The sequence below is a fragment of the Ferrovibrio xuzhouensis genome, assembly GCF_042648965.1.
GTDB classification, from domain to species: domain Bacteria; phylum Pseudomonadota; class Alphaproteobacteria; order Ferrovibrionales; family Ferrovibrionaceae; genus Ferrovibrio; species Ferrovibrio xuzhouensis.
Genome location: NZ_JBHRYJ010000002.1, coordinates 146802 through 166794, shown reverse-complemented (window position 1 = coordinate 166794; position 19993 = coordinate 146802). Strand labels below are relative to the sequence as shown.

Sequence of the window (19993 nt, the reverse complement as noted above, 5' to 3'; positions counted from 1 at the left end):
TGGAGTCCATGTCAGCACGCATTTTCAGCTCGGCGGCCGGAACGGCCTGCCGAGGCAGGCCGGCGCGTCGAGCCGCTGGCGGCCGGCACCGCTGGCGATCACCGTCAGCAGGATGACGGTCGCCAGATACGGCAGCATGTTCATCACCTGCGCCGGTATCTGGAGCATGCCGGAGCCCTGCAGGTAAAGCTGCAAAATCGTCACCCCGCCGAACAGATAGGCCCCGATCAGCAGCCAGCCGGGCCGCCAGGAGGCAAAAGCCACCAGCGCCAGCGCGATCCAGCCGCGGCCCGCCGTCATGCCCTCGATCCACATCGGCGTCACCGACAACGACAGATAGCCGCCACCGAGGCCCGCCATGGCGCCACCGAACAGCACCGCGCCATAGCGGATGCGGATCACATGATAGCCGATCGAATGGGCGGCAATGTCGGATTCACCGCAGGCCCGCAGGATGCGGCCGCCGCGGCTGCGGGCGAGGAACCAGGCGACCGCCGCGGTGGCGGCCAGCGACAGGTAGACCAGCACATCCTGGCCGAACAGGATCGGACCGATCACCGGCAGGCCGGTCAGACCCGGCAGGTCGAGTTTCGGCAGGGCCGGGATCGGCGTGCCGATATAACCGGCGCCGGCCAGCGCGCTCAGCCCGATGCCGAAGATGGTCAGCGCCAGACCGGTCGCCACCTGGTTGGCCAGCAGGCTGAGCGTGAGGATGGCGAACAGCAGCGCCATGCCGGCGCCCGCAGCCGCGGCCGCGATGATGCCAAGCGTGTGACTGCCGGTCGCCACCACGGTGGCAAAGCCGGCGACCGCACCGGCCAGCATCATGCCCTCGACGCCGAGGTTGAGCACGCCGGCGCGCTCAGAGACCAGTTCGCCGAGCGCGGCATAGAGCAGCGGCGTCGCGGCACCGATCACGGTGACGAACATCGGCACCAGGATGTCGGCGGTCATGGCCGCACCTCGTTTTGCCGCGTGGTCGCAACGCGGATGCGATATCGCGCGATGAAGTCGGTCGCCAGCAGGAAGAACAGCAGCAGGCCCTGGAACACGCCGGTGGCCGCGCGCGGCAGGCCGACGGCGATCTGCGCATTCTCACCACCGACATAGGTCAGCGCCATCAACAGGCCCGAGGCCAGGACGCCGAGCGGATGCAGCCGGCCGAGAAAGGCAACGATAATGGCCGTGAAACCGTAGCCGGGCGTGATCACCGGCACCAGCTGGCCGATCGGTCCCGCCACTTCCAGCATGCCGGCCAGGCCCGACAGTCCACCGGAAATCATGAAGGACAGCCAGACCAGCCGCCGCGCGCTGAAGCCGGCATGGCGGGCCGCGGCCGGCGCCAGGCCGGCCACCTTGATCTCGAAGCCGAGCACGGTGCGTTCCAGCAGGATGAAGGCGATCACCGCGATGATGACGGCCAGCGGCACGCCCATATGAATCCGCGTACCCTCGACCAGCAGCGACAGCGTCTCGGAGTCGTTGAACATGCGCGACTGCGGAAAATTGAAGCCTTCCGGGTCTTTCCACGGCCCGTAGACCAGGGCGCCGAGCAACAGGCCCGCCACATAGGTCAGCATCAGGCTGGTCAGGATCTCGCTGACATTGAAGCGCGCCTTGAGAAACGCCGGGATCGCCGCCCAGGCCATGCCGCCGGCGATGGCGGCCACGGCCATCAACGGCATGATCCAGGCGCCTTCGCTGTCCCAGAAGGCCAGCGCAATGCCGCCGGCCGCCACGGCGCCGATGGTCAACTGCCCTTCCGCACCGATGTTCCACACACTGGCGCGGAAGCCGATGGCAAGGCCGACACCGATCAGCACCAGCGGCGCCGCCTTGATCAGCACCTCGCCAAGGCCGCTTAGCGTCACCACGGGTTCGATGAAGATGTGATACAGCGCCGCGCCGGCATCGACGCCGAGGCCGGCGAACAGCACCACCCCGGCAGCCAGCGTGAGGCCCAGTGCCAGCAGCGGCGTGCTCCACAGCAGCAGGGCGGATGGCGCCGGACGTTTCTCGATCCGGATGCGCATCAGGCTGCCCCGGCCATGGCAAGATGGCCTTGCGCACCACCCATCAGCAGGCCGATCTCGTCCAGTGTCAGGCTGGCGGTCGAACGTGGCGGCGACAGCCGGCCGGCATGCATCACCGCCAGCCGGTCGGACAGCGCCAGCAGTTCGTCGAGATCCTGCGATATCACGACCACAGCGCAGCCGCGCGCCGCCAGATCGATCAGCGCCTGCTGCACGGTGGCCACGGCCGCGGCATCAATACCCCAGGTCGGCTGCGCCACCACCAGCACGTCCGGCTCCTGCAGGATTTCGCGGCCGATGATGAATTTCTGCAGATTGCCACCCGACAGGCTGCCAGCCGCCGCATCGGGACCGCCGCAGCGCACGTCGAAGGCGGCGATCACCCGTTCGGCGTAGGCGCGCGCGCCACGCCGGCGCAGGAAGCCATGCGCGACGAGACCGAGCCGCGCACGACCGGTCAACAGCACATTCTCGGCCAGCGACAGCTCGGCCACAGCGCCATGGCCGTTGCGTTCTTCCGGGACCACACCAAGACCCAGCGCGCGGCGCCGCGTCGGGCCAAGCCGCCCGGCCGGCGTGCCGTTGATCCGCAGACAGTCGGCGCGGTCGCCGGGCCGTTCACCAGCCAGCGCCGCCAGCAGTGCGCCCTGCCCGTTGCCGGCCACCCCGGCGATGCCGAGAATCTCACCGCCGGCCACCGTGAAGCTGACATCGGTAATGCCGACGCCATGGGTCGTTTCGGATTCCATCGACAGGCCGCTCACTTCAAGGCGTAGCCGGCCGCGCCCGGCGCCTTCCGACCGACGCTCGGCGGTGCGGAATTCGCTGCCGACCATCAGCGCGGCCAGACTGCGCGCGGTTTCGACCTTCGGGTCGCAACTGGCGACGACCTTGCCGCCGCGCAGGATGGTGGCGCGGTCGCAGAGCGTGCGGATTTCCTCGAGCTTGTGCGAGATATAGAGAATCGCGCAGCCCTCGGCGGCAAGCTGGCGCAGGGTGGCGAACAGGGCCTCGACCTCTTGCGGGGTCAGCACCGAAGTCGGCTCGTCCATGATCAGCAGGCGCGGCTTCTGCAGCAGGCAGCGCACGATCTCGATGCGCTGCCGCTCGCCGACCGACAGTTCGTAGACCCGGCGACCGGGATCGAGCGGCAGGCCATAAGCCGCCGAGACATCGCGGATGCGCTGCACCAGCCTGCGGGTGTCGTTCGGCGCGTCGTCGAGGCCGAGCGCGACGTTTTCCGCCACCGTCATCGCCTCGAACAGCGAGAAATGCTGGAACACCATGCCGATGCCGAGTCGGCGGGCGGCGCGCGGCTCCGGCACGGTCACCGCCGCGCCCTGCCAAAGCATGCTGCCGCCATCGGGCTGCAGCAGACCGTAGAGCATCTTGACCAGGGTGGACTTGCCGGCACCATTCTCGCCAAGCAGCGCATGAATCTCGCCCGGCCGCACCACAAGGTCGACCCGGTCGTTCGCCACCAGCATGCCGAACTGCTTGACCAGCCGGCGCGCTTCCAGCAATGGCGCTTCGCCCCTCCGCGCATCAGCGTCAGTTATAGCCGGCGCGTCAGTCATACCCGGTCAGCCTGCCCCGTTCCCGATTTCTTGCCGGCAGGTTAGAACATTCTGCACATCACTGCCAAGTTTGCGCGGCCCACATGGCTGCGCTTTGCCGTCGCAGCCGCGATCTTCGCCCAGATCTTGTCCAGGTGGTCAGGAAACCAGCAGACGCGGCCACGAATCGCCGGGGCGGAACGAATCGGGCGGCCCGGCGTTGTATTCAGGTGTTGTATGCAGCCGGACCCGCCGGCCTGCTCAAGCCGTTGGACGAAACACCGCCTTTTCAATACCCTCTCGCGGATGACCCTTCCCCAGATCGAAACCCTTGTCCTGCTCGGGCTGGCGCTTGTGCTGTTCGCCTCGGGCAAGCTGCGGCACGACCTCGTCGCCCTGCTGGTGCTGTTCGCCGCCCTGGTACTCGGCCTGGTGCCGTTCGGCGAGGCCTTCAACGGCTTCGGTCATCCGGCGGTGATCACAGTGGCTGCCGCCCTGGTGGTCAGCCGCGCGATCGCCGCGACCGGTATCCTCGACAACCTGGCCAGCCGGCTGGCGGCAAAAGCCAGGCATCCGATGCTGCTGATCGTGCTGCTCGGCATCCCGGCGGCGCTCGCCTCCTCGGTGATGAACAACGTCGCCGCGCTCGCCCTGATGATGCCGGTGGCAATCGCGGTCAGCCGCTCGGCCCAGGTTTCGCCCAGCCTGACCCTGATGCCGCTGTCCTTCATCTCGATGCTGGGCGGCCTGATCACCCTGATCGGCACGCCGCCCAACGTGATCATCGCCACCGTGCGCGCCGACCGGCTCGGCGAACCGTTCCACCTGTTCGATTTCGCGCCGGTCGGCCTCGCCGTCTCGGCCGGCGGCATCGCCTTCATCGCGCTGCTCGGCTGGCGGCTGGTGCCGCAGCGCATTGCCGCCGGCAAGAGCAGCGGCCATGAGGGCGTGCAGGAATACCTGCTGGAGGCCCGCGTCGGCGAGGAGTCGCCGCTGGCCGGCAAGCCGCTGCGCGAGACATCGACGCGGCTCGACGAACACGATGCCACCCTGCTGGGACTGAAGCGCGGCGAGGTGACGATCCCGAGCGCCGCGCAATGGACCCCGGTGCGGGCCGGCGACACCCTGCTGATCGAGGCGGCGCCGGATGATGTCGGCAGCCTGCTGGAGCCGCTCGGCCTGTCGCTGTTCAAGCCCGACAACGAGGTGATCGAGGATACCCGTGCCGGCGACCTCAAGCTGGTCGAAGCCGTGGTGCGCCCCTATGGCCTGGTCGAAGGACTGACGCCCGCGGAGGTGCGGCTGCGCCAGCGCTACATGGTCAACTTCCTCGGCGTGGCGCGCGAGGGCGTGCGGCGCTTCAGCGGCCTGAAGAACTGGCGTTTCGCCGCCGGCGACGTGCTGCTGCTGCAGGGTGAAGGCGACCGCATCGACGACGCCATCGGCCGGCTCGGCCTGCTGCCGCTGGCGACCCGTGATCTCGGCCTCGGGCCGCGCCCCGGCGCGCTGTTCGTGATCGCCGTGGTGATCGCCGCGCTGGCCGCGCTCGCCTTCGGCCTGGCACCGGCCGCGGTCTGCCTCGCCGGTGCCGCCGTGGTGCTGATGGTGACCAAGCGGATCGGCCTGCGCGAAGCCTATGATGCGGTCGACGGCTCGGTGCTGGTGCTGCTCGGCGCCATGATCCCGGTCGGCGATGCCTTCGACACGACCGGCACAACCAAGCTGATCGCCGACGGGCTGGTCGGCCTGTCCGGTGACCTGCAGCCGATCTGGATCCTTGCCCTGCTGCTGCTGGTCACCATGCTGCTGACCGACATCGTCAACAATGCCGCCACCGCGCTGCTGATGGCGCCGCTCGGCATCGACATCGCCCAGCGGCTGAAGGCCAATCCGGACACCTTCCTGATGATCGTCGCGGTCGGCGCCTCCTGCGCCTTTCTCACGCCCATCGGCCACCAGAACAACCTGCTGGTGATGGGTCCCGGCGGCTATCGCTTCAGCGACTACTGGCGGCTCGGCCTGCCGCTGGAGGCCTTCATCTTCATCGTCACGCTGATGCTGGTGCCGATGATCTGGCCGCTGTCGCTCTAACGTGTCGCCCTAACTGAGCTGCGCCGCCAGGTAATCGCGCAGCATCGCCTGCAGCTCGGCCAGCGCCGCCTTGCGGCCGGGCACCGAGGCATCGGCATCCAGCGCGGCCGCCGCCTTCATCATCTGCAGCGTGGCGGTGGCCAGTGCCTGCAGGGCCTCCGGCGCCAGATGCGGTGCGCGGGCCTGCAGCACCGCGGCGATCAGGCGGCGCATCTCCTTGCGGATATCGGCGGTCATCGCCGGCAACGGCCCGAAGCCCTCGACCAGCGCGGCAAAGGCCGGATAGGCGGCGCGGGCCGCCGCCAGCAGGCCGAACAGCCGGTCGGCAAGCTGCGCCGCCGGCAGGGCGCCGGCACGGCCGGCGAGGTCTTCGAGCTGGCGATAGACGCCGTCGAGGTATTCCTGCAGCACGCCGGCCGCCAGCAGCTCCTTGGTCGGGAAGAACTGGTAGAGCGAGCCGATCGACGCGCCGGCGCGCGCCGCCACCTCGGTCATGGTGGCGGCGTCATAGCCACGCTCGGCAAAGACCGCGGCGCCGGCCTGCAGCAGGGCGGCGACCCGCTCACGCCCACGCTGACGCTGCGGCCGCTTGGGCACGGGAACGATCGTTTCGGCACTTGCCTTTTGTGAGGCCATCCTCATATAACTCCCTATATGAGGTTACCCTCATATACAGTGAAAGGAAAGCCGCCCATGGACAAACTCGACCCTCGCCGCACCGCCCTCGTCCTGATCGACCTGCAGACGGGCATCCTGCCGTTCGGCATCGCCCCCCATCCCGCCGCCGCCGTGCTGGCCAATGCCGCCCGGCTGGCCGCCCGTTTCCGCGCGCTTTCGGCCCCGGTGGCGCTGGTCCGGGTCGGCTGGACGGATGGCTTCCCCGATGTCCTGAAGCAGCCGGTCGACCAGGCGCCGCCGCTGCCGCCGCAGCTGCCCGATACCTGGTGGGACATTCCGGCCGAACTCGATCACCAGCCCTCCGACATCCTGATCACCAAGCGGCAGTGGAATGCCTTCTACGGCACCGAGCTTGACCTGCAGCTGCGCCGCCGCGGCATCGATACCATCGTGCTGGGGGGTATCGTCACCGGCATCGGCGTCGAATCGACCGCCCGCGCCGGTTGGGAACAAGGCTATGGCCAGGTGCTGGTCGAGGACATGATGAGCGCGCCCAATCCCGACCATCATGCCTTCTCGATCACCACCATCCTGCCGCGGCTCGGCCGCATCCGGTCGACTGAAATGGTCCTTGCCGCGCTCAATTAGCCGGCAGTACCTGACCGAGCCAGGCCTTCAGCTGCGGCAGCGGCATGGCGCCGGCGGTGCGGGCCACCTCGCGGCCCTTGTGAAACAGGATCAGGGTCGGGATCGAGCGGATGCCGAAGCGGGCGGCCAGCCCCTGCTCGGCTTCGGTATCCAGCTTGGCGACCCGCAGCCGCGGCTCGAATTCTGCCGCCGCCGCCTCGATCACCGGGGCCATCATGCGGCAGGGACCGCACCATTCGGCCCAGAAATCCACCAGTAACGGCAGGTCGGCGCCGGCATGGCGGTCAAAATTCTGCGCCGTCACGGTCAGCGGCCGGCCGGCAAACAGCGGCTGGCCACAGCGGCCGCATTTGCCGCCCTCAGCCAGACGTTCCGCCGGCAGACGATTGACGGTGGCACAGTGCGTGCAGGCCACATGCAGCGGGGCAGACATGATTTGCTTCGCTTTCTGCCGGAAACCGGCATGAGAGGACTTTCCCCAGATATTGTCGGCGCCGCCCGCAACAACAAGAGCGCGAAATCACAAACAGCCCCTGTTCGCTGACGCCGCTCTGTGGAATCCTGTCGGCAGGGTTGAGTGCTTTCCCGCCGCGGCCAGGCCGGCGCCAGAACCGACCGACGCGACAGCCACTTCAGGCGCATGCCTCCGGCCGGACCCGTTGGTCCATCCGGAGCGTTCCGGTTCCGCGCAACAAGGGAGGACAAGCCCATGACCGCCAGAAATCCCGCTGCACCCCATGCGGCATTACCCCGTGTGGCAGCCCTGGTCGGCCCCTATACGGCCGGCAAGACGACCCTGCTCGAAGCCCTGCTGTTCGCCGCGGGCGCCCTGCCGCGCAAGGGCAGCGTGGCGAACGGCACCAGTCTCGGCGATGCCGCGCCCGAGGCGCGCAGCCGCCAGATGACCATCGAACCCAATATTGCCTGCTGCAGCTTCCTCGACGATCCGTGGATTTTCCTCGACTGCCCCGGATCGGTCGAACTGGCGCAGGAGACCCTCGCCGCCCTGATGGTTGCCGATATCGCCATCGTCGTCGCCGAGCCGGATCCGGCGCGTGCCGTCGTGCTCGTCCCGCTGCTGAAATTTCTCGACGCGCGCCGCATCCCGCATGTGCTGTTCATCAACAAGCTCGACAAGACCAGCATCCGCATGCGCGACCTGCTGGCGGTGCTGCAGCATGCCTCGGAGAGGCCGCTGGTGCTGCGCGAGGTGCCGATCCGCGACGGCGAGGCGGTCACCGGCTATGTCGACCTGGTCAGCGAACGGGCCTATCGCTGGCGCGAGAATGCCAGTTCCGACCTGGTCGGCATGCCCGCCGAGATCAAGCCGCGTGAAAACGAGGCCCGCCAGCAGATGCTGGAGGCGATCGCCGATTTCGACGACGCGCTGCTCGAACAGCTGCTGGAAGACAGCATCCCGGCACCGGCCGACATCTACGGCCAACTGCGCAAGGACCTTGCCGCCGACCTGATCGTGCCGGTCTTCTTCGGCTCGGCCGAACACGGCAACGGCGTCACCCGGCTGTGGAAGGCGCTGCGCCATGAAACCCCCACGCCACAGGAAACCGCCGCACGGCTCGGCATCGCCGACGGCGACGATCTCGCCGCCACGGTGTTCAAGAGCCTGCACCAGTCACATACCGGCAAGCTGAGCATCGCCCGGCTGTGGCACGGCAGCGTCGCCGAGAATGCCATGCTGGGCAGCCGCCGGCTGGCCGGGCTGTATCGCCTGCATGGCGCGGCGGTCGACCGCTGCCCGCAGGCCGGCCCCGGCGACGTGGTCGCCTTCGGCCGCCTCGACGAACTGGCCACCGGCATGCTGCTCGGCCCCGACGGCCAGGGCAACCCGATCCGCGACTGGCCCGCGGCCGCCGCAGCGGTGCATGCGCTGGCGTTGACGCCGACCGACCGCAAGGACGAAGTGAAGCTGACGGCGGCACTCGCCAAACTCTGCGACGAGGACCCCAGCCTGATGGTCGATCACCACGACGGCCAGCTGCTGCTGAAAGGCCAGGGCGAGATCCATCTCAAGCTTGCCGTCGACAAGCTGCGCCAGCGCTTCAATGTCGGGGTGCGCACCGGCATGCCGTTCACTGCCTACAAGGAAACCATCCGCCACGGCGCCCACCAGCATGCCCGCTTCAAGCGGCAGTCCGGCGGCCATGGCCAGTTCGCCGACATCAAGGTCGACATCGCGCCGCAGCCGCGCGGCGCCGGCTATACCTTCGTCAACCGGGTGGTCGGCGGCGCCATCCCGAAGAACTTCATTCCCGCCGTCGACGAAGGCGTGCAGGATTCGCTGCAGCGCGGCCCGCTCGGCTTTCCGGTGGTCGATGTGGCAGTAACGCTGACCGACGGCCAGTTCCATTCGGTCGATTCGTCCGACCAGGCTTTCCGCACTGCCGCCGGCATCGCCATGAGCGAGGGCCTGCCGGAATGCGCCCCGGTGCTGCTGGAGCCGATCCAGTCGGTCACCTTCAGCGTGCCGAACGAATATACCGCCAAGGTGCATGCCATCGTATCGGCGCGGCGCGGCCAGATCCTTGGCCTTGCCGCTCGCGAGGGGTGGCCCGGCTGGGACGACATCGACTGCTACATGCCGGAGGCCGAAATGCAGAACCTCGCCGTCGAGCTGCGCTCGGCGACCATGGGGGTCGGCGGCTTCGTCAGCCGCTTCGACCACCTGCAGGAACTGGCCGGCAAGCTGGCCGACCGGGTGGTGGAGGACCGCCGGCGTGCCCTGGCTGCATAGGCCTTGCCCGATAAGCCTTGCCCGGAAACCCGCCATCCGGCTGAAAGCTTGCTGAAAGCTTGGGCCGACTAGGCTGGCGGCATCGGTCGAGAACCGATGCCGCCAGCCGTTCCCCGGCTGTGCGGCCGGAGGAAATGTCGGAGCCAATGCTCCACCCCAAGGAGGCCAAGCCGTGTCCCGCACGAAAACCTATTCCCGTTTCGCCCTGTCGCTTCTGGGCGCCGCCGCTGCCGTCGCGCTGTCGGTCAGCGCCGCCGGCACCGCCCATGCAGCCGACAACAAGATCACCATCATCATCGGCGGCATGGCCAAGCAGATCTATCTGCCGGCCGTGCTGGCCGAGCGCCTCGGCTACTACAAGGAGCAGGGCCTGGATGTCGAACTGCTCGACACCCGCGCCGGCGTCGAGGCCGAGAACGAGCTGCTGGCCGGCGCCGTGCAGGGCGTGGTCGGCTTCTACGACCATTCGATCGACCTGCAGGCCAAGGGCAAGTATATCGAGTCCGTCGTGCAGTTCAGCCAGGCGCCCGGCGAAGTCGAACTCGTCTCGGCGAAGTTCGCCGACCAGGTCAAGTCGCCGGCCGACCTCAAGGGCAAAACGCTCGGTGTCACCGGTCTCGGTTCGTCGACCGACTTCCTGACCCAGTATCTGGTGTCGCGCAACGGCCTGAAGCCGGGTGAGTTCGCGCTGCTCGGCGTCGGTGCCGGCAACACCTTCATCGCCGCCATGAAGCAGGGCCAGATCGCCGCTGGCATGACCACCGAGCCGACCATCGCCCGCATGCTGAAGACCGGCGAGGCCAAAATCCTGGTCGACATGCGCACCCCGGAGACCACCGTTGCCGCGCTGGGCGGCCCATACCCGGCGGCCTCGCTGTACATGGCGACCACCTGGGTCGACGGCCACAAGGCCGAGACCCAGAAGCTGGCCAACGCGCTGGTCAAGACCCTGCACTTCATCGCCACCCACAGCGCCGCCGACATCGCCGACAAGATGCCGAAGGACTATTACGCCGGCGACCGCGACCTCTATGTGAAGGGCCTGGCCGAAGGCAAGGCGCAGTTCACCCCGGACGGCCGCATGCCGAAGGATGGCCCCGAGACCGTCTACAAGGTGCTGTCGAGTTTCAAGAAGACCATCCAGGGCAAGCAGATCGACCTGTCGAAGACCTACACCACGGCCTTCGTCGATGCCGCTGCCAAGCAGATCGGCGCCGCCAACTGACGGCCTGACGGCAGCCGGCGGACCTGGTCCGCCGGCTGCCTGCCGCCCCTGACCGGAGCGCCGGCCCGCACCGCCGGCAAGAGGAACCACCATGTCGAATGTCGCAGCCATGACCGCCGCGCGCGGCCCGGCCCCACAGGCCGCCGGCGATAGCCGGCCGCCGGCCATCGAACTGATCAATGTCAGCCGCCGCTTCGTCACGCCGGAAGGCAAGGCGATGACCGCGCTGCGCGATTTCACCATGACGGTGCGCCAGGGCGATTTCGCCTGCGTCGTCGGCCCGACCGGCTGCGGCAAGTCGACCACGCTGAACCTCGTCACCGGCCTCGCTCCGCCGAGTGCCGGCGAAGTGCGCGTCATGGGCCATCCGGTCAACGGCGTCGATCCCGACATCGGTTTCGTGTTCCAGAGCGATGCGTTGTTTCCATGGCGCAGCGTGCTCGACAATGTCGCCGCCGGACCGATGTTCCGTGGCATGGCGAGGGCCAAGGCCTACGAGAAGGCACGCGACTGGATCGCCCGCGTCGGCCTGTCAAAATTCGAGAAGCATTACCCACACCAGCTTTCCGGCGGCATGCGCAAGCGCGTGGCGCTGGCCCAGACCTTCATCAACGAGCCGAAGATCCTGCTGATGGACGAACCGTTCAGCGCGCTCGACGTGCAGACCCGGGTGCTGATGCAGGACGAGCTGCTGGCCCTGTGGTCGGGCTCCGGCGCCTCGGTGGTCTTCGTCACCCACGATCTCGAGGAAGCTATCGCGCTGGCCGATCAGGTTTACGTGCTGACCGCCGGCCCGGCCACGGTGAAGACCGTATTCGACATCGACCTGCCGCGGCCGCGCGTGATGAGCGAAATCCGCTACGACCAGCGGTTCATCGATATCGCCCGCACCATCTGGGATTCCCTGCGCGAGGAAGTGCAGATCGGCCACCAGCGCACCATGGCCAGCGGCCACTGACCGCAGCCGGAACGGAGCAGCAGACATGACCGTCCATACCGAAGTCAGCACCGGTGCCGCCCGCAGCCCCGCGCGGCCCGACCCCAACAGCAGCAGCGAGATCGAACGCCGCGCCCAGGCCGCGCTGAAGCGCCGCCGCATCACCGTGATCACCCTGCGTCTCGCCATCCTCGTGGTCGGCCTGGCCGGCTGGGAAATCGGCGCCCGCACCGGGGTGATCGATCCCTTCTTCTTTGCCAGTCCGTTGGGTATCTGGGACCAGATCATCGTCTGGTTCACCGAAGGCACCTCGATGGGCCCGCTGTGGCTGCAGATCTGGGTGACGCTGGAGGAAACCTTCGTCGGCTTCTTCATCGGCGCCGTCGGCGGCGTGCTGTGCGGCATCATCCTCGGCCGCAACAAGCTGCTGGCCGATGTGTTCAGCATCTACATCAAGATCGCCAACTCGGTGCCGCGCGTGGTGCTGGGCTCGGTGTTCATCATCGCGCTCGGCCTCGGCATGGCATCCAAGGTGGCGCTGGCGGTGGTGATGGTGTTCTTTGTCGTCTTCGCCAATGCCTTCCAGGGCGTGCGCGAGGCCGACCGCGCCATGATCGCCAATGCGCAGATCCTCGGCGCCTCGCCGCTGCAGATCACCACCGCCGTAGTGATTCCCTCGGCGATGAGCTGGATCCTCGCCAGCCTGCATGTCAGCTTCGGCTTCGCCCTCGTCGGCGCCGTCGTCGGCGAGTTCCTCGGTGCCAAGCAGGGCATCGGCCTGCTGATCTCGACGGCGCAGGGTGCCTTCAACGCCAACGGCGTGTTCGCCGCGATGATCATCCTTGCCGTGGTCGCACTGGTGGTCGAATTCCTGATCACCCTGGTCGAGAACCAGCTGGTGAAATGGCGGCCGCAGCCGTTCAACGAACAGGCGACCTGATCCGCCTCAGCCCCTGCCGGTCCGCCCGTCCGCAGCCGCGGCGGTGGCCGGCAGGGTCACTTCCACGAGAGTGCCGCGGCCCTCCGGCGGATCGAGCAATCGCACCGCACCGCCTGCCGCCAGGCAGATTTCCCTGACAATCGCCAGCCCGAGCCCACTGCCCTCGCCGGCATTGTCGGCGACGCGGTAGAACCGCTCGAAGACCCGCTCGCGCTCGGCCGGCGGAATCCCCGGCCCGCTGTCGGCGACCCGCAGCACGCAGATCTGGTCGCGCCGCCCGACTGAAACGGCCACCGCGCCGCCGGCCGGCGTGTAGCGCAGCGCATTGTCGACCAGATTGACCACCATCTCGCGGATCATCATGCCGTCGCCGGTGACCAGTGCCGGCTCGTCCGGCTCGGTCAGGCTGAGGTCGAGACCGAGCTGCACGGCCCGGTCGGCCTGCTGTTCCAGCACCTGGCGGGCCGCGGCGGCAAGGTCGATCAGTTCATGGCGCGGCCGCCGGCTGCCCGGCTCGGCGCGGGCCAGGATCAGCAACTGGTTGGCCAACCGCGAGGTCTGCCGGGTATTGGCCTGCAGCGCCTGCAGGGTTTCCTGCCGCTCGGCGGCATCGGCGGTGCGCAGCGCGTAGGTTGCCTGGGTACTGAGCAGGGTCAGCGGCGTCTTGAGCTGGTGCGCGGCATTGCCGACAAAGCGGCGCTGCGCCGCCATCTGCTGCTCGACCCGCTTCATATACTGGTTGAGCGCCTCGGTCAGCGGCCGCAGCTCGCGCTGCACGGCCTGCGGATCGAAGGCGACCAGTTCGTCGCTGCGCCGGCGCAGCACCGCCTTGCGCAGGCGCAGCAGCGGCGCCAGCCCGCGGTTGAGGCCGATCATGGCGAGGAGCGCGGCGCCAAGCAGCAGGGCAAGCTGCTGGCCGACCGCCCCGGTCCACAGGTCACGCAGCATGACGTCATGGCTGTTCAGTGTGACGCCGACCACCACGGTGATCGGACTGGCCGCGCCGGCGCCGACCACCGGCTGGCTGATCGCCACCAGATGCAGCGGCAGGTCGCGATATTCGCCGGTGTAATAGGCCGGGCGCATGGTCGGGGGCAGCTGCGGCGGCAGCGGCAGGTCGGGATAACCGGCCAGCAGGCGGCCATGATGGCTCTCGACCCGGTAATAGACATGGTCGGCATCGCCGGTGTTGAACATCTCGAGCGCCGCCGGCGGCACCTGCACGTCGATCACCCCCTGGGTGACGGCGGTCTGCTCGGCGATCGAGCGGGCCGAGGCGATCAGGGTGCGGTCGGTGATGGTGTCGGCGACATGATCCGCCGAGTGATAGGTCAGCCAGATATTCAGCGCAGCGATGCCGGCCAGCGGCAACAGCAGCCAGCACAGCAGCTGGATGCGCAGACTATCGATCTTCATGGCTGTCCAGCATGTAGCCGAGGCCGCGCAACGTGCGGATCGAAACCTGGCTGCCTTCAAGCTTGCGGCGCAGGCGATGGACGTAGATCTCGATGGCGCTGGGGTCGGCATCGGCCTCGAAATCGAAGACGCTTTCACGAATCTGCGTCTTGCTGACCGTCTCGCCGGCCTTGAGCAGCAGGTGTTCGAGTACCGCGTGTTCGCGCGGCGGCAGGGCGAAGTCGCTGCCACCGAGCCGGAACAGTCGCGTCTTGCTGTCGAACTCGAGATCGCCGCAGCGGATTACCGCCACCGCGCGGTTGTTCGAGCGACGCAGCTGCACCCGGATGCGCGCCTCCAGCTCGGCGAACTCGAAGGGCTTGGCAAGAAAATCGTCGGCGCCGGCATCCAATCCGATGACGCGGCCGTCGAGGCTGTCGTTGGCGGTGAGGATGATCACCGGCACGGCGCTGCCACGCTGGCGCAGGCGGCGCAGCAGCTCAAGCCCGCCGAGCTTGGGCAGCGACAGGTCGAGGATCACCAGCGCGTAATCGTTGACCGACAGCACATGGTCGGCATCGACGCCGTCATGCACGCAGTCGACGGCGAAATTGCCGGCGCGCAGCAGTTTGGCGAGCCAGTTGGCGAGATCGCGGTTGTCTTCGACCAGAAGGATGCGCATGGCAGCGGAAGGTGACGGAGGGGCGACGGAACGGATGCCATGATAGCGCGTCCGCCGGCGTCCGGCAGCCATCCGGACGGCTTCAGTCGCACAGCACCGGCAGGGTCGGGCCGGGCTGGAAATCCTCGGCGAAGGTATAGGTCGGCGCCGCGCCGGTCTCGGCATCGAGCTCGAAGGTCTGCACGGCGATGAACATGTCGATCCGCCGCCCGTCGGCGGCCAACGGGCAGACCAGGCGCCGGGTCAGGCCGGTGCGGCCGCCAGGCGCCCGGTAGCGGGTCTCGGAATAGAGCGGCCCGCGCATCAGCGCGCACTGGCTGTAGAGGTCGGAGATATAGGCGGCATAGGCCTTGTTCGGGTTGACCTCGTCGACATGGCGGCCGGTGAGGTCGAGCCCGGCATTGCGGGCCAGTTCGGTACCGACCAGGCGGAAACGGAAGCGACGGCCGTCATCGATCGGCTCGACCAGCGCCATCAGCGGCAACAGGTCGGGGCCCAGCGCGACGGGATCGATGGCCTGGCGGCCCGGCAGCAGGCCCGGCCCCGGCCGCCCGTCACGCCAGTACCGCAGCAGCCGCAGGATGCGGCGGTCGGCGGCCCAGGGTCGATCCGCCGCATCCATGGCTGCATCAGGTCGGATTGACAGGAACCGTCGCCTTGACCGAAGGCCGGGCGAAGAACCGCGCCGCCCAGGCGGCGGTCTGCGGGTAGCTGCCGCGCCAGTTCATGTCGTCGTAGCGGAAATCGAGGTAGCCGAGCGCGCAGGCGATGCTGACCGTACCGATATCGAGGGTGTCGCCGAAACCCGGCGCCAGTTTCTCGATATCGGCGAGCGCGCCGCGCACCTTGAGCATCTGGCCGTCGGCCCAGTCCTGCCAGCGCTTGTCTTCCGGCCGCAGGAAGCCCTCGTAGCGCACCAGCAGGGCGGCATCGAGCAGGCCATCGCCGAGCGCCTGCAGGCGCAGGGCCCGCCAGCGCGCCGCACCGGCGGGGAAGAGTTTCGCCCCCTGGTGCAGGCTGTCGAGGTATTCGCAGATCACCCGGCTGTCGAACAGCATTTCGCCGTCGTCGGTCACCAGGGTCGGCACCTTGGCCAGCGGGTTGGCCTTCGCCACCGCCTCGTTCGGCGCCACCGGGGTGGTGGCGGCCGGAATCCGCTCGATCCGGCTGTCGAGGCCGGTCTCGAGGGCGACGATGCTGACCTTGCGGACATACGGCGATGACGGGGAATAATAGAGTTTCATCCGGTGCTTCCTCGATTCTGGTAGGGTCGGAGCCTAGCTTGCTGCCCGCCGCCCCGCCAGCCGGCCGCGCCACCATGCCGCCCTGTCACAGACAAAAAAACGCCGGCTGCAACGGCGGAAGCCGTCGCGGCCGGCGTAAGTGTCCGTCTCGCCACCCGGCGGAAAAAAGCCGGGTCTCGCAACCCGATGCGCCTCGGCACCGGAATGCTGATCCCTACCAAGCAGATTCCGTGCCAGAGATAAGTAGGGCCGGAAGCAGGTTTTCCAGCCGGAAACCGCCCGGCCTTGCGCAAGAAGCGGGCGGCGGCCGTGGCGGCTGCCTATCCCCCGTGCAGACGGGGCCCTGCGACCTAGCCCAGCGGCAGCAGCTCGACGGCGACGCCGACCCGGTGCGGGCCGCCACCCAGCACCACGCCGCGGACCGGGCTGATATCGCCGTAATCGCGGCCATAGGCGGCTGTCACATGCTCGTCGGAGCAGACCAGGTCGTTGGTCGGATCGAGATCGACCCAGCCGCAATCCGGCCCGCACCAGACCGACAGCCAGGCATGGCTGGCATCGGCGCCGCGCAGGCCGCCGCCTTCCGCCGGCAGCTTGGCCGGCGCCTCTTTGGCGGGCGGTTCGCCACCCGGCCGCACGGTGCGGATATAGCCGGAGACATACCGGGCCGCGAGGCCGAGGCCGCGCAGCATGGCGATTTCGACATGGGCGAAATCCTGGCAGACGCCGGCCCGCGCCTCCATCACGGTCGCCACCGGGGTGGAGACATCGGTGGCGGCCGGGTCATAGCGGAAGTCGCGGAAGATGCGACTGGTCAGCTCGCGCGCCGCCGCCAGCAGCGGCCGGCCCGGGGTGAAGCTTTCCAGCGCATAGGCTTCGATCTCCGGCGTCGCCATGGTCAGTGGCGAGACCTGCACGAACTCGCTCTCGGCAATGAAGTCGGGAAACCCGTCGCCGGCCAGCCGGTCGCGGATACCCTCCCAGGGCGGCGTACTGGCGGCATCCGGCGCCTGAAAGGCATCGACCTCGACCTCGGCGCGCAGCTCGACGTCGAAGCGGGTATGCGGGGCATCGATGGTCAGATGGGCGACGCGGTTGCCGAAATGGTCGATCTGTGCCGCCAGCCGTCCGGCCTGCGGATTGGTGGTGACCAGGCAGGCCTTGACCCGCTGGCGCGGCAGTTCGGGCAACGCCAGATGCAGCATGTGATGCGAAATATCGACCGCCCAGGAGTAGGTGTAGGAGGTGGTGTGCCGCAGCCGGTAGCGCATCGCTCAGAGTCCGAAGCCGAAGGCGCGCGCCATCTGCACATGGCTGAAATAGCTGCGCGTCAGTTGATCCGACACATCCATCATCGCCTGGCAGGCGGCATCCAGGCTGCTGCGCAGGCGCACCGCCAGCTGGGCATTCTCGTCGGGCGGAATCTCATCGCGGTCGAATTTCGCCACCAGATCGGTGAAGGGCTGTGCCAGCGCGATGCAGTCAGCGCCGCGCGGCGGTGCTTCCGGATTGGGCAGGGCATCGAGATGCTGGGCCATGCTGCGCAGCTGAAAGGCCAGCGCATAGGGGTTGCTGACATCGAGCAGCAGCAGGTCGAACACCGCCGCCGCCTGCAGGGTGGCGCGATAGCGCCGGCGGTAGGTCAGGCTGGAATCGTTGATCTCAAGCGCGATGCGGAACGCCGAATCCGGATTGCTACCCATCGCCGTGGTGGCCGCCGAGACCGTGCGGGCAATGAAGATGCCGCGCTCCAGCCGGCGGCCGGTATCGAGAAAGCGCCAGCCCGAGCCGCGCGTCATGTGTTCGCCCAGCATGCCGGCAATGGCCGCCGTGGCGCGGATCATCTGGTCGCAGAATTCCAGCATGGCATCGGCATCGCCGGCCGCCGCTGGCCGGGCGTCCTGCAATTCACCCATCAGATGATTGAACATCCGCCACATGTCGGCCGACAGGCGATGCCGCGATACCGCCGCCAGCCGTTCGATGCTGTCGAGCGTCTGGCCCATCATCTGGTTCGGCGTACTGGCGCGGGTGATCGCATTGGAAAATGACAGCGTGTCCGGCGGTGCCGCCGCCTCCTTCTGGTCGATGATGCCGCAGCGCGCCAGCGCGCGCGCCAGCACCGACATCTCGACCAGGTCACGCGCGGTCGAGACCTCGCCGACCAGCCGCGACAGCACCGCGCGCAGCAGGCGGGCACCGTCATCGAGCCGTTCGACGCTGCGGCCGAGCCAGAACAGGTCTTCGGCGACACGGCTCTGCAAGGTGCCGGAACTGCGCCGGATCGCCAGCCGCTGGCGCGGCGCATGGCCGCGGATCACCGTCGGCCCCTGCTCCTGCGCCACCACCCAGACATCCTTGTTGATGCCGCCGCGCTGGAGCGTGGCACCGAAGGGGTCGTTGTCTTCCGGCACCCGGGCAAGCCCGCCCGGCAGCACGACGTAGCCTTCGCCGTCGGCGACCACCTGTACGCGCAGCAGGATCGGCTGCGGCTCGAGGCCTATCTTGCCGAGACCCGGCGCCACCGAGGGGACGATGCGTTCCTGGGCGACGAAATCGGCCGGCCGCGCACGGATGCGGGCCAGCAGGTCGGCGCGTTCGTTGTCCTGCAGGCTGCTGACGATGACCGGCGGGCTGCCGAGGTCGCGGGCGCTGCGCACCACCAGGTCGTTGAAGCGCTGCTCGATCTCGGTCAGCGCATAGGCCTGACCGCTCCACCAGGTGGCGATCGACGGCAGCTGCAGCGTCTCGCCCAGCAGGTGTTCGCACAGGTTCGGCAGGAAGGCCTGCAGGCCCGGGGCGCTGACCAGCCCGCTGCCAAGGGCGTTGCAGACCGTTACATGGCCCTCGCGGGCCGCCTGCATCAGGCCGGCGATACCGAGCGCGGAATCGGCGCGCAGTTCCAGCGGGTCGCACCATTCGCCGTCCATCCGGCGCAGCACCACGTCGACCTGCTCGAGGCCGGCCAGCGTCTTGAGGTAGACGCGGCCGTCGCGCATGGCGATGTCGGCACCCTCGACCAGGGTCGCGCCGAGTTCGCGGGCAAGATAGATATGCTCGAAATAGGCCTCGTTGTACGGCCCCGGCGTCAGCAGCACGACGCGCGGATTGTCCGACTGGGTCGGCGCGCGTGCAGCCAGGTCGGCCTGCCAGTATTCGAAATAAGTGTTCAGCGGCCGCACCCGGCATTGACGCAGCGCCTGGCCCATCACGCGCGACATCACACGGCGGTTCTGCAGGGCATAGCCGGCACCGGCCGGTGCCTGGGTGCGGTCGGCGATGACGCGCCAGACACCATCGGGGCCGCGCACCAGTTCGGCGGCGTAATGCTGCAGCATGCGGCCGGGTGCCTGGCCGTCGGTACGGCAGGCCGGGCGCAGAAATTCCCGATGTCCGAAAACCAGCGCCGGCGGCACGCGATGCTCAGCCAGCAGTGTCATCGGCCCGTAGAGGTCGCGCAGCACCCGGTCGAGCAGCCTGGCGCGCTGGATCAGGCCGGCCTCGATGCGGGTCCATTCCTCGGCCGACAGCAGCACGGGAACCGGGTCGAGCTGCCAGGGGCGCTGCTCAGGCAGTGGCGGGGCGATCTCGCTGCCGCTGCCGTCGTCGGGCAGCTCATAGAGATTATAGGTGACGCCCTCGTCCTCGAGATACTGCCGGGCGCGCTGGGCGCGTTCGGCCAGCCCCGACGAGCCGAGCGTACTCAGGCTGGCCAGCAGACCCTGCCAGTGCGGCCGGATCAGGCCCTGGCCGGTGACCATCTCATCATAGGCCTCCGCCGCGGACGCGCCGGCGCCTCGTGCGGCGGCTGGGTCCGTCGCCGGGGCAGTCATGGCCTGCAGGGGCGAATTCATGGGCGTCATCCGAATCGG

At 68.4% G+C, this 19993-nt stretch carries 17 protein-coding genes; 6 read left to right on the top strand and 11 right to left on the bottom strand.

The annotated features are described in order from the left end of the window. Positions 1-24: 24 nt before the first annotated feature. The 3 genes from ACFOOQ_RS10840 to ACFOOQ_RS10830 are packed head-to-tail and all read right to left on the bottom strand — an operon-like array spanning position 25 to position 3556. Positions 25-954 (bottom strand): ABC transporter permease, encoded by a 930-nt coding sequence (locus ACFOOQ_RS10840; protein ID WP_379725910.1) that lies wholly within the window; start codon positions 952-954, stop codon positions 25-27. Further along, complete coding sequence (locus ACFOOQ_RS10835) at positions 951-2033, bottom strand: ABC transporter permease (protein ID WP_379725907.1); 1083 nt, start codon at positions 2031-2033, stop codon at positions 951-953. Before ACFOOQ_RS10835 ends, ACFOOQ_RS10840 begins: the two co-directional genes overlap by 4 nt. Further along, positions 2033-3556, bottom strand: a complete 1524-nt coding sequence (locus ACFOOQ_RS10830; protein WP_379725904.1) for an ABC transporter ATP-binding protein — start codon at positions 3554-3556, stop codon at positions 2033-2035. The genes ACFOOQ_RS10835 and ACFOOQ_RS10830 overlap by 1 nt, the downstream gene beginning before the upstream one ends. Positions 3557-3658: 102 nt before the next feature. On the opposite strand from ACFOOQ_RS10830, the gene ACFOOQ_RS10825 reads away from it, so the two are divergent. Then, entirely contained in the window at positions 3659-5680 is a 2022-nt protein-coding gene (locus tag ACFOOQ_RS10825; RefSeq protein ID WP_379727531.1) for an SLC13 family permease, read from the top strand. Positions 5681-5689: 9 nt separating this feature from the next. On the opposite strand, the gene ACFOOQ_RS10820 is transcribed toward ACFOOQ_RS10825, so the two are convergent. Beyond that, complete coding sequence (locus ACFOOQ_RS10820; protein ID WP_379725901.1) at positions 5690-6277, bottom strand: TetR/AcrR family transcriptional regulator; 588 nt, start codon at positions 6275-6277, stop codon at positions 5690-5692. A gap of 96 nt (positions 6278-6373) precedes the next feature. On the opposite strand from ACFOOQ_RS10820, the gene ACFOOQ_RS10815 reads away from it, so the two are divergent. After that, positions 6374-6946, top strand: coding sequence for a hydrolase (locus tag ACFOOQ_RS10815; protein WP_379725898.1), 573 nt, complete (start codon positions 6374-6376; stop codon positions 6944-6946). Here ACFOOQ_RS10815 and trxC read toward each other — a convergent pair. After that, the gene (trxC, locus tag ACFOOQ_RS10810) at positions 6939-7379 is read right to left on the bottom strand and encodes a thioredoxin TrxC (protein ID WP_379725895.1); all 441 of its coding nucleotides are present in this window, start codon (positions 7377-7379) and stop codon (positions 6939-6941) included. The two genes, ACFOOQ_RS10815 and trxC, sit on opposite strands and share 8 nt — an antisense overlap. A gap of 276 nt (positions 7380-7655) precedes the next feature. Here trxC and ACFOOQ_RS10805 point away from each other — a divergent pair, with 276 nt between their 5' ends. The 4 genes from ACFOOQ_RS10805 to ACFOOQ_RS10790 all read left to right on the top strand — a co-directional run bounded on the left by ACFOOQ_RS10805 (position 7656) and on the right by ACFOOQ_RS10790 (position 12800). Beyond that, a complete protein-coding gene (locus tag ACFOOQ_RS10805; protein WP_379725892.1) occupies positions 7656-9698 on the top strand; it encodes an elongation factor G in 2043 nt (680 codons plus the stop codon). Between the two features lie 172 nt (positions 9699-9870). Further along, positions 9871-10923, top strand: a complete 1053-nt coding sequence (locus tag ACFOOQ_RS10800) for an ABC transporter substrate-binding protein (RefSeq protein ID WP_379725889.1) — start codon at positions 9871-9873, stop codon at positions 10921-10923. Between the two features lie 91 nt (positions 10924-11014). Further along, on the top strand, positions 11015-11881 hold the full coding sequence (locus ACFOOQ_RS10795) for an ABC transporter ATP-binding protein (protein ID WP_379725886.1): 867 nt from the start codon (positions 11015-11017) through the stop codon (positions 11879-11881). A 25-nt stretch (positions 11882-11906) separates the two neighbouring features. Continuing rightward, entirely contained in the window at positions 11907-12800 is an 894-nt protein-coding gene (locus tag ACFOOQ_RS10790) for an ABC transporter permease (protein WP_379725883.1), read from the top strand. A 6-nt stretch (positions 12801-12806) separates the two neighbouring features. Here ACFOOQ_RS10790 and ACFOOQ_RS10785 read toward each other — a convergent pair whose 3' ends face one another. The 6 genes from ACFOOQ_RS10785 to ACFOOQ_RS10760 all read right to left on the bottom strand — a co-directional run bounded on the left by ACFOOQ_RS10785 (position 12807) and on the right by ACFOOQ_RS10760 (position 19975). Continuing rightward, complete coding sequence (locus ACFOOQ_RS10785; RefSeq protein ID WP_379725881.1) at positions 12807-14216, bottom strand: sensor histidine kinase; 1410 nt, start codon at positions 14214-14216, stop codon at positions 12807-12809. After that, entirely contained in the window at positions 14203-14877 is a 675-nt protein-coding gene (locus tag ACFOOQ_RS10780) for a response regulator (RefSeq protein WP_379725878.1), read from the bottom strand. Before ACFOOQ_RS10780 ends, ACFOOQ_RS10785 begins: the two co-directional genes overlap by 14 nt. 82 nt (positions 14878-14959) lie before the next feature. Then, on the bottom strand, positions 14960-15499 hold the full coding sequence (locus ACFOOQ_RS10775) for a PAS domain-containing protein (protein WP_379725875.1): 540 nt from the start codon (positions 15497-15499) through the stop codon (positions 14960-14962). Positions 15500-15506: 7 nt separating this feature from the next. Continuing rightward, positions 15507-16121, bottom strand: a complete 615-nt coding sequence (locus ACFOOQ_RS10770; RefSeq protein ID WP_379725872.1) for a glutathione S-transferase — start codon at positions 16119-16121, stop codon at positions 15507-15509. Between the two features lie 350 nt (positions 16122-16471). Beyond that, entirely contained in the window at positions 16472-17392 is a 921-nt protein-coding gene (locus ACFOOQ_RS10765) for a transglutaminase family protein (RefSeq protein WP_379725869.1), read from the bottom strand. Between the two features lie 3 nt (positions 17393-17395). Beyond that, positions 17396-19975, bottom strand: coding sequence for a circularly permuted type 2 ATP-grasp protein (locus ACFOOQ_RS10760; RefSeq protein WP_379725866.1), 2580 nt, complete (start codon positions 19973-19975; stop codon positions 17396-17398). Positions 19976-19993 lie beyond the last annotated feature (18 nt).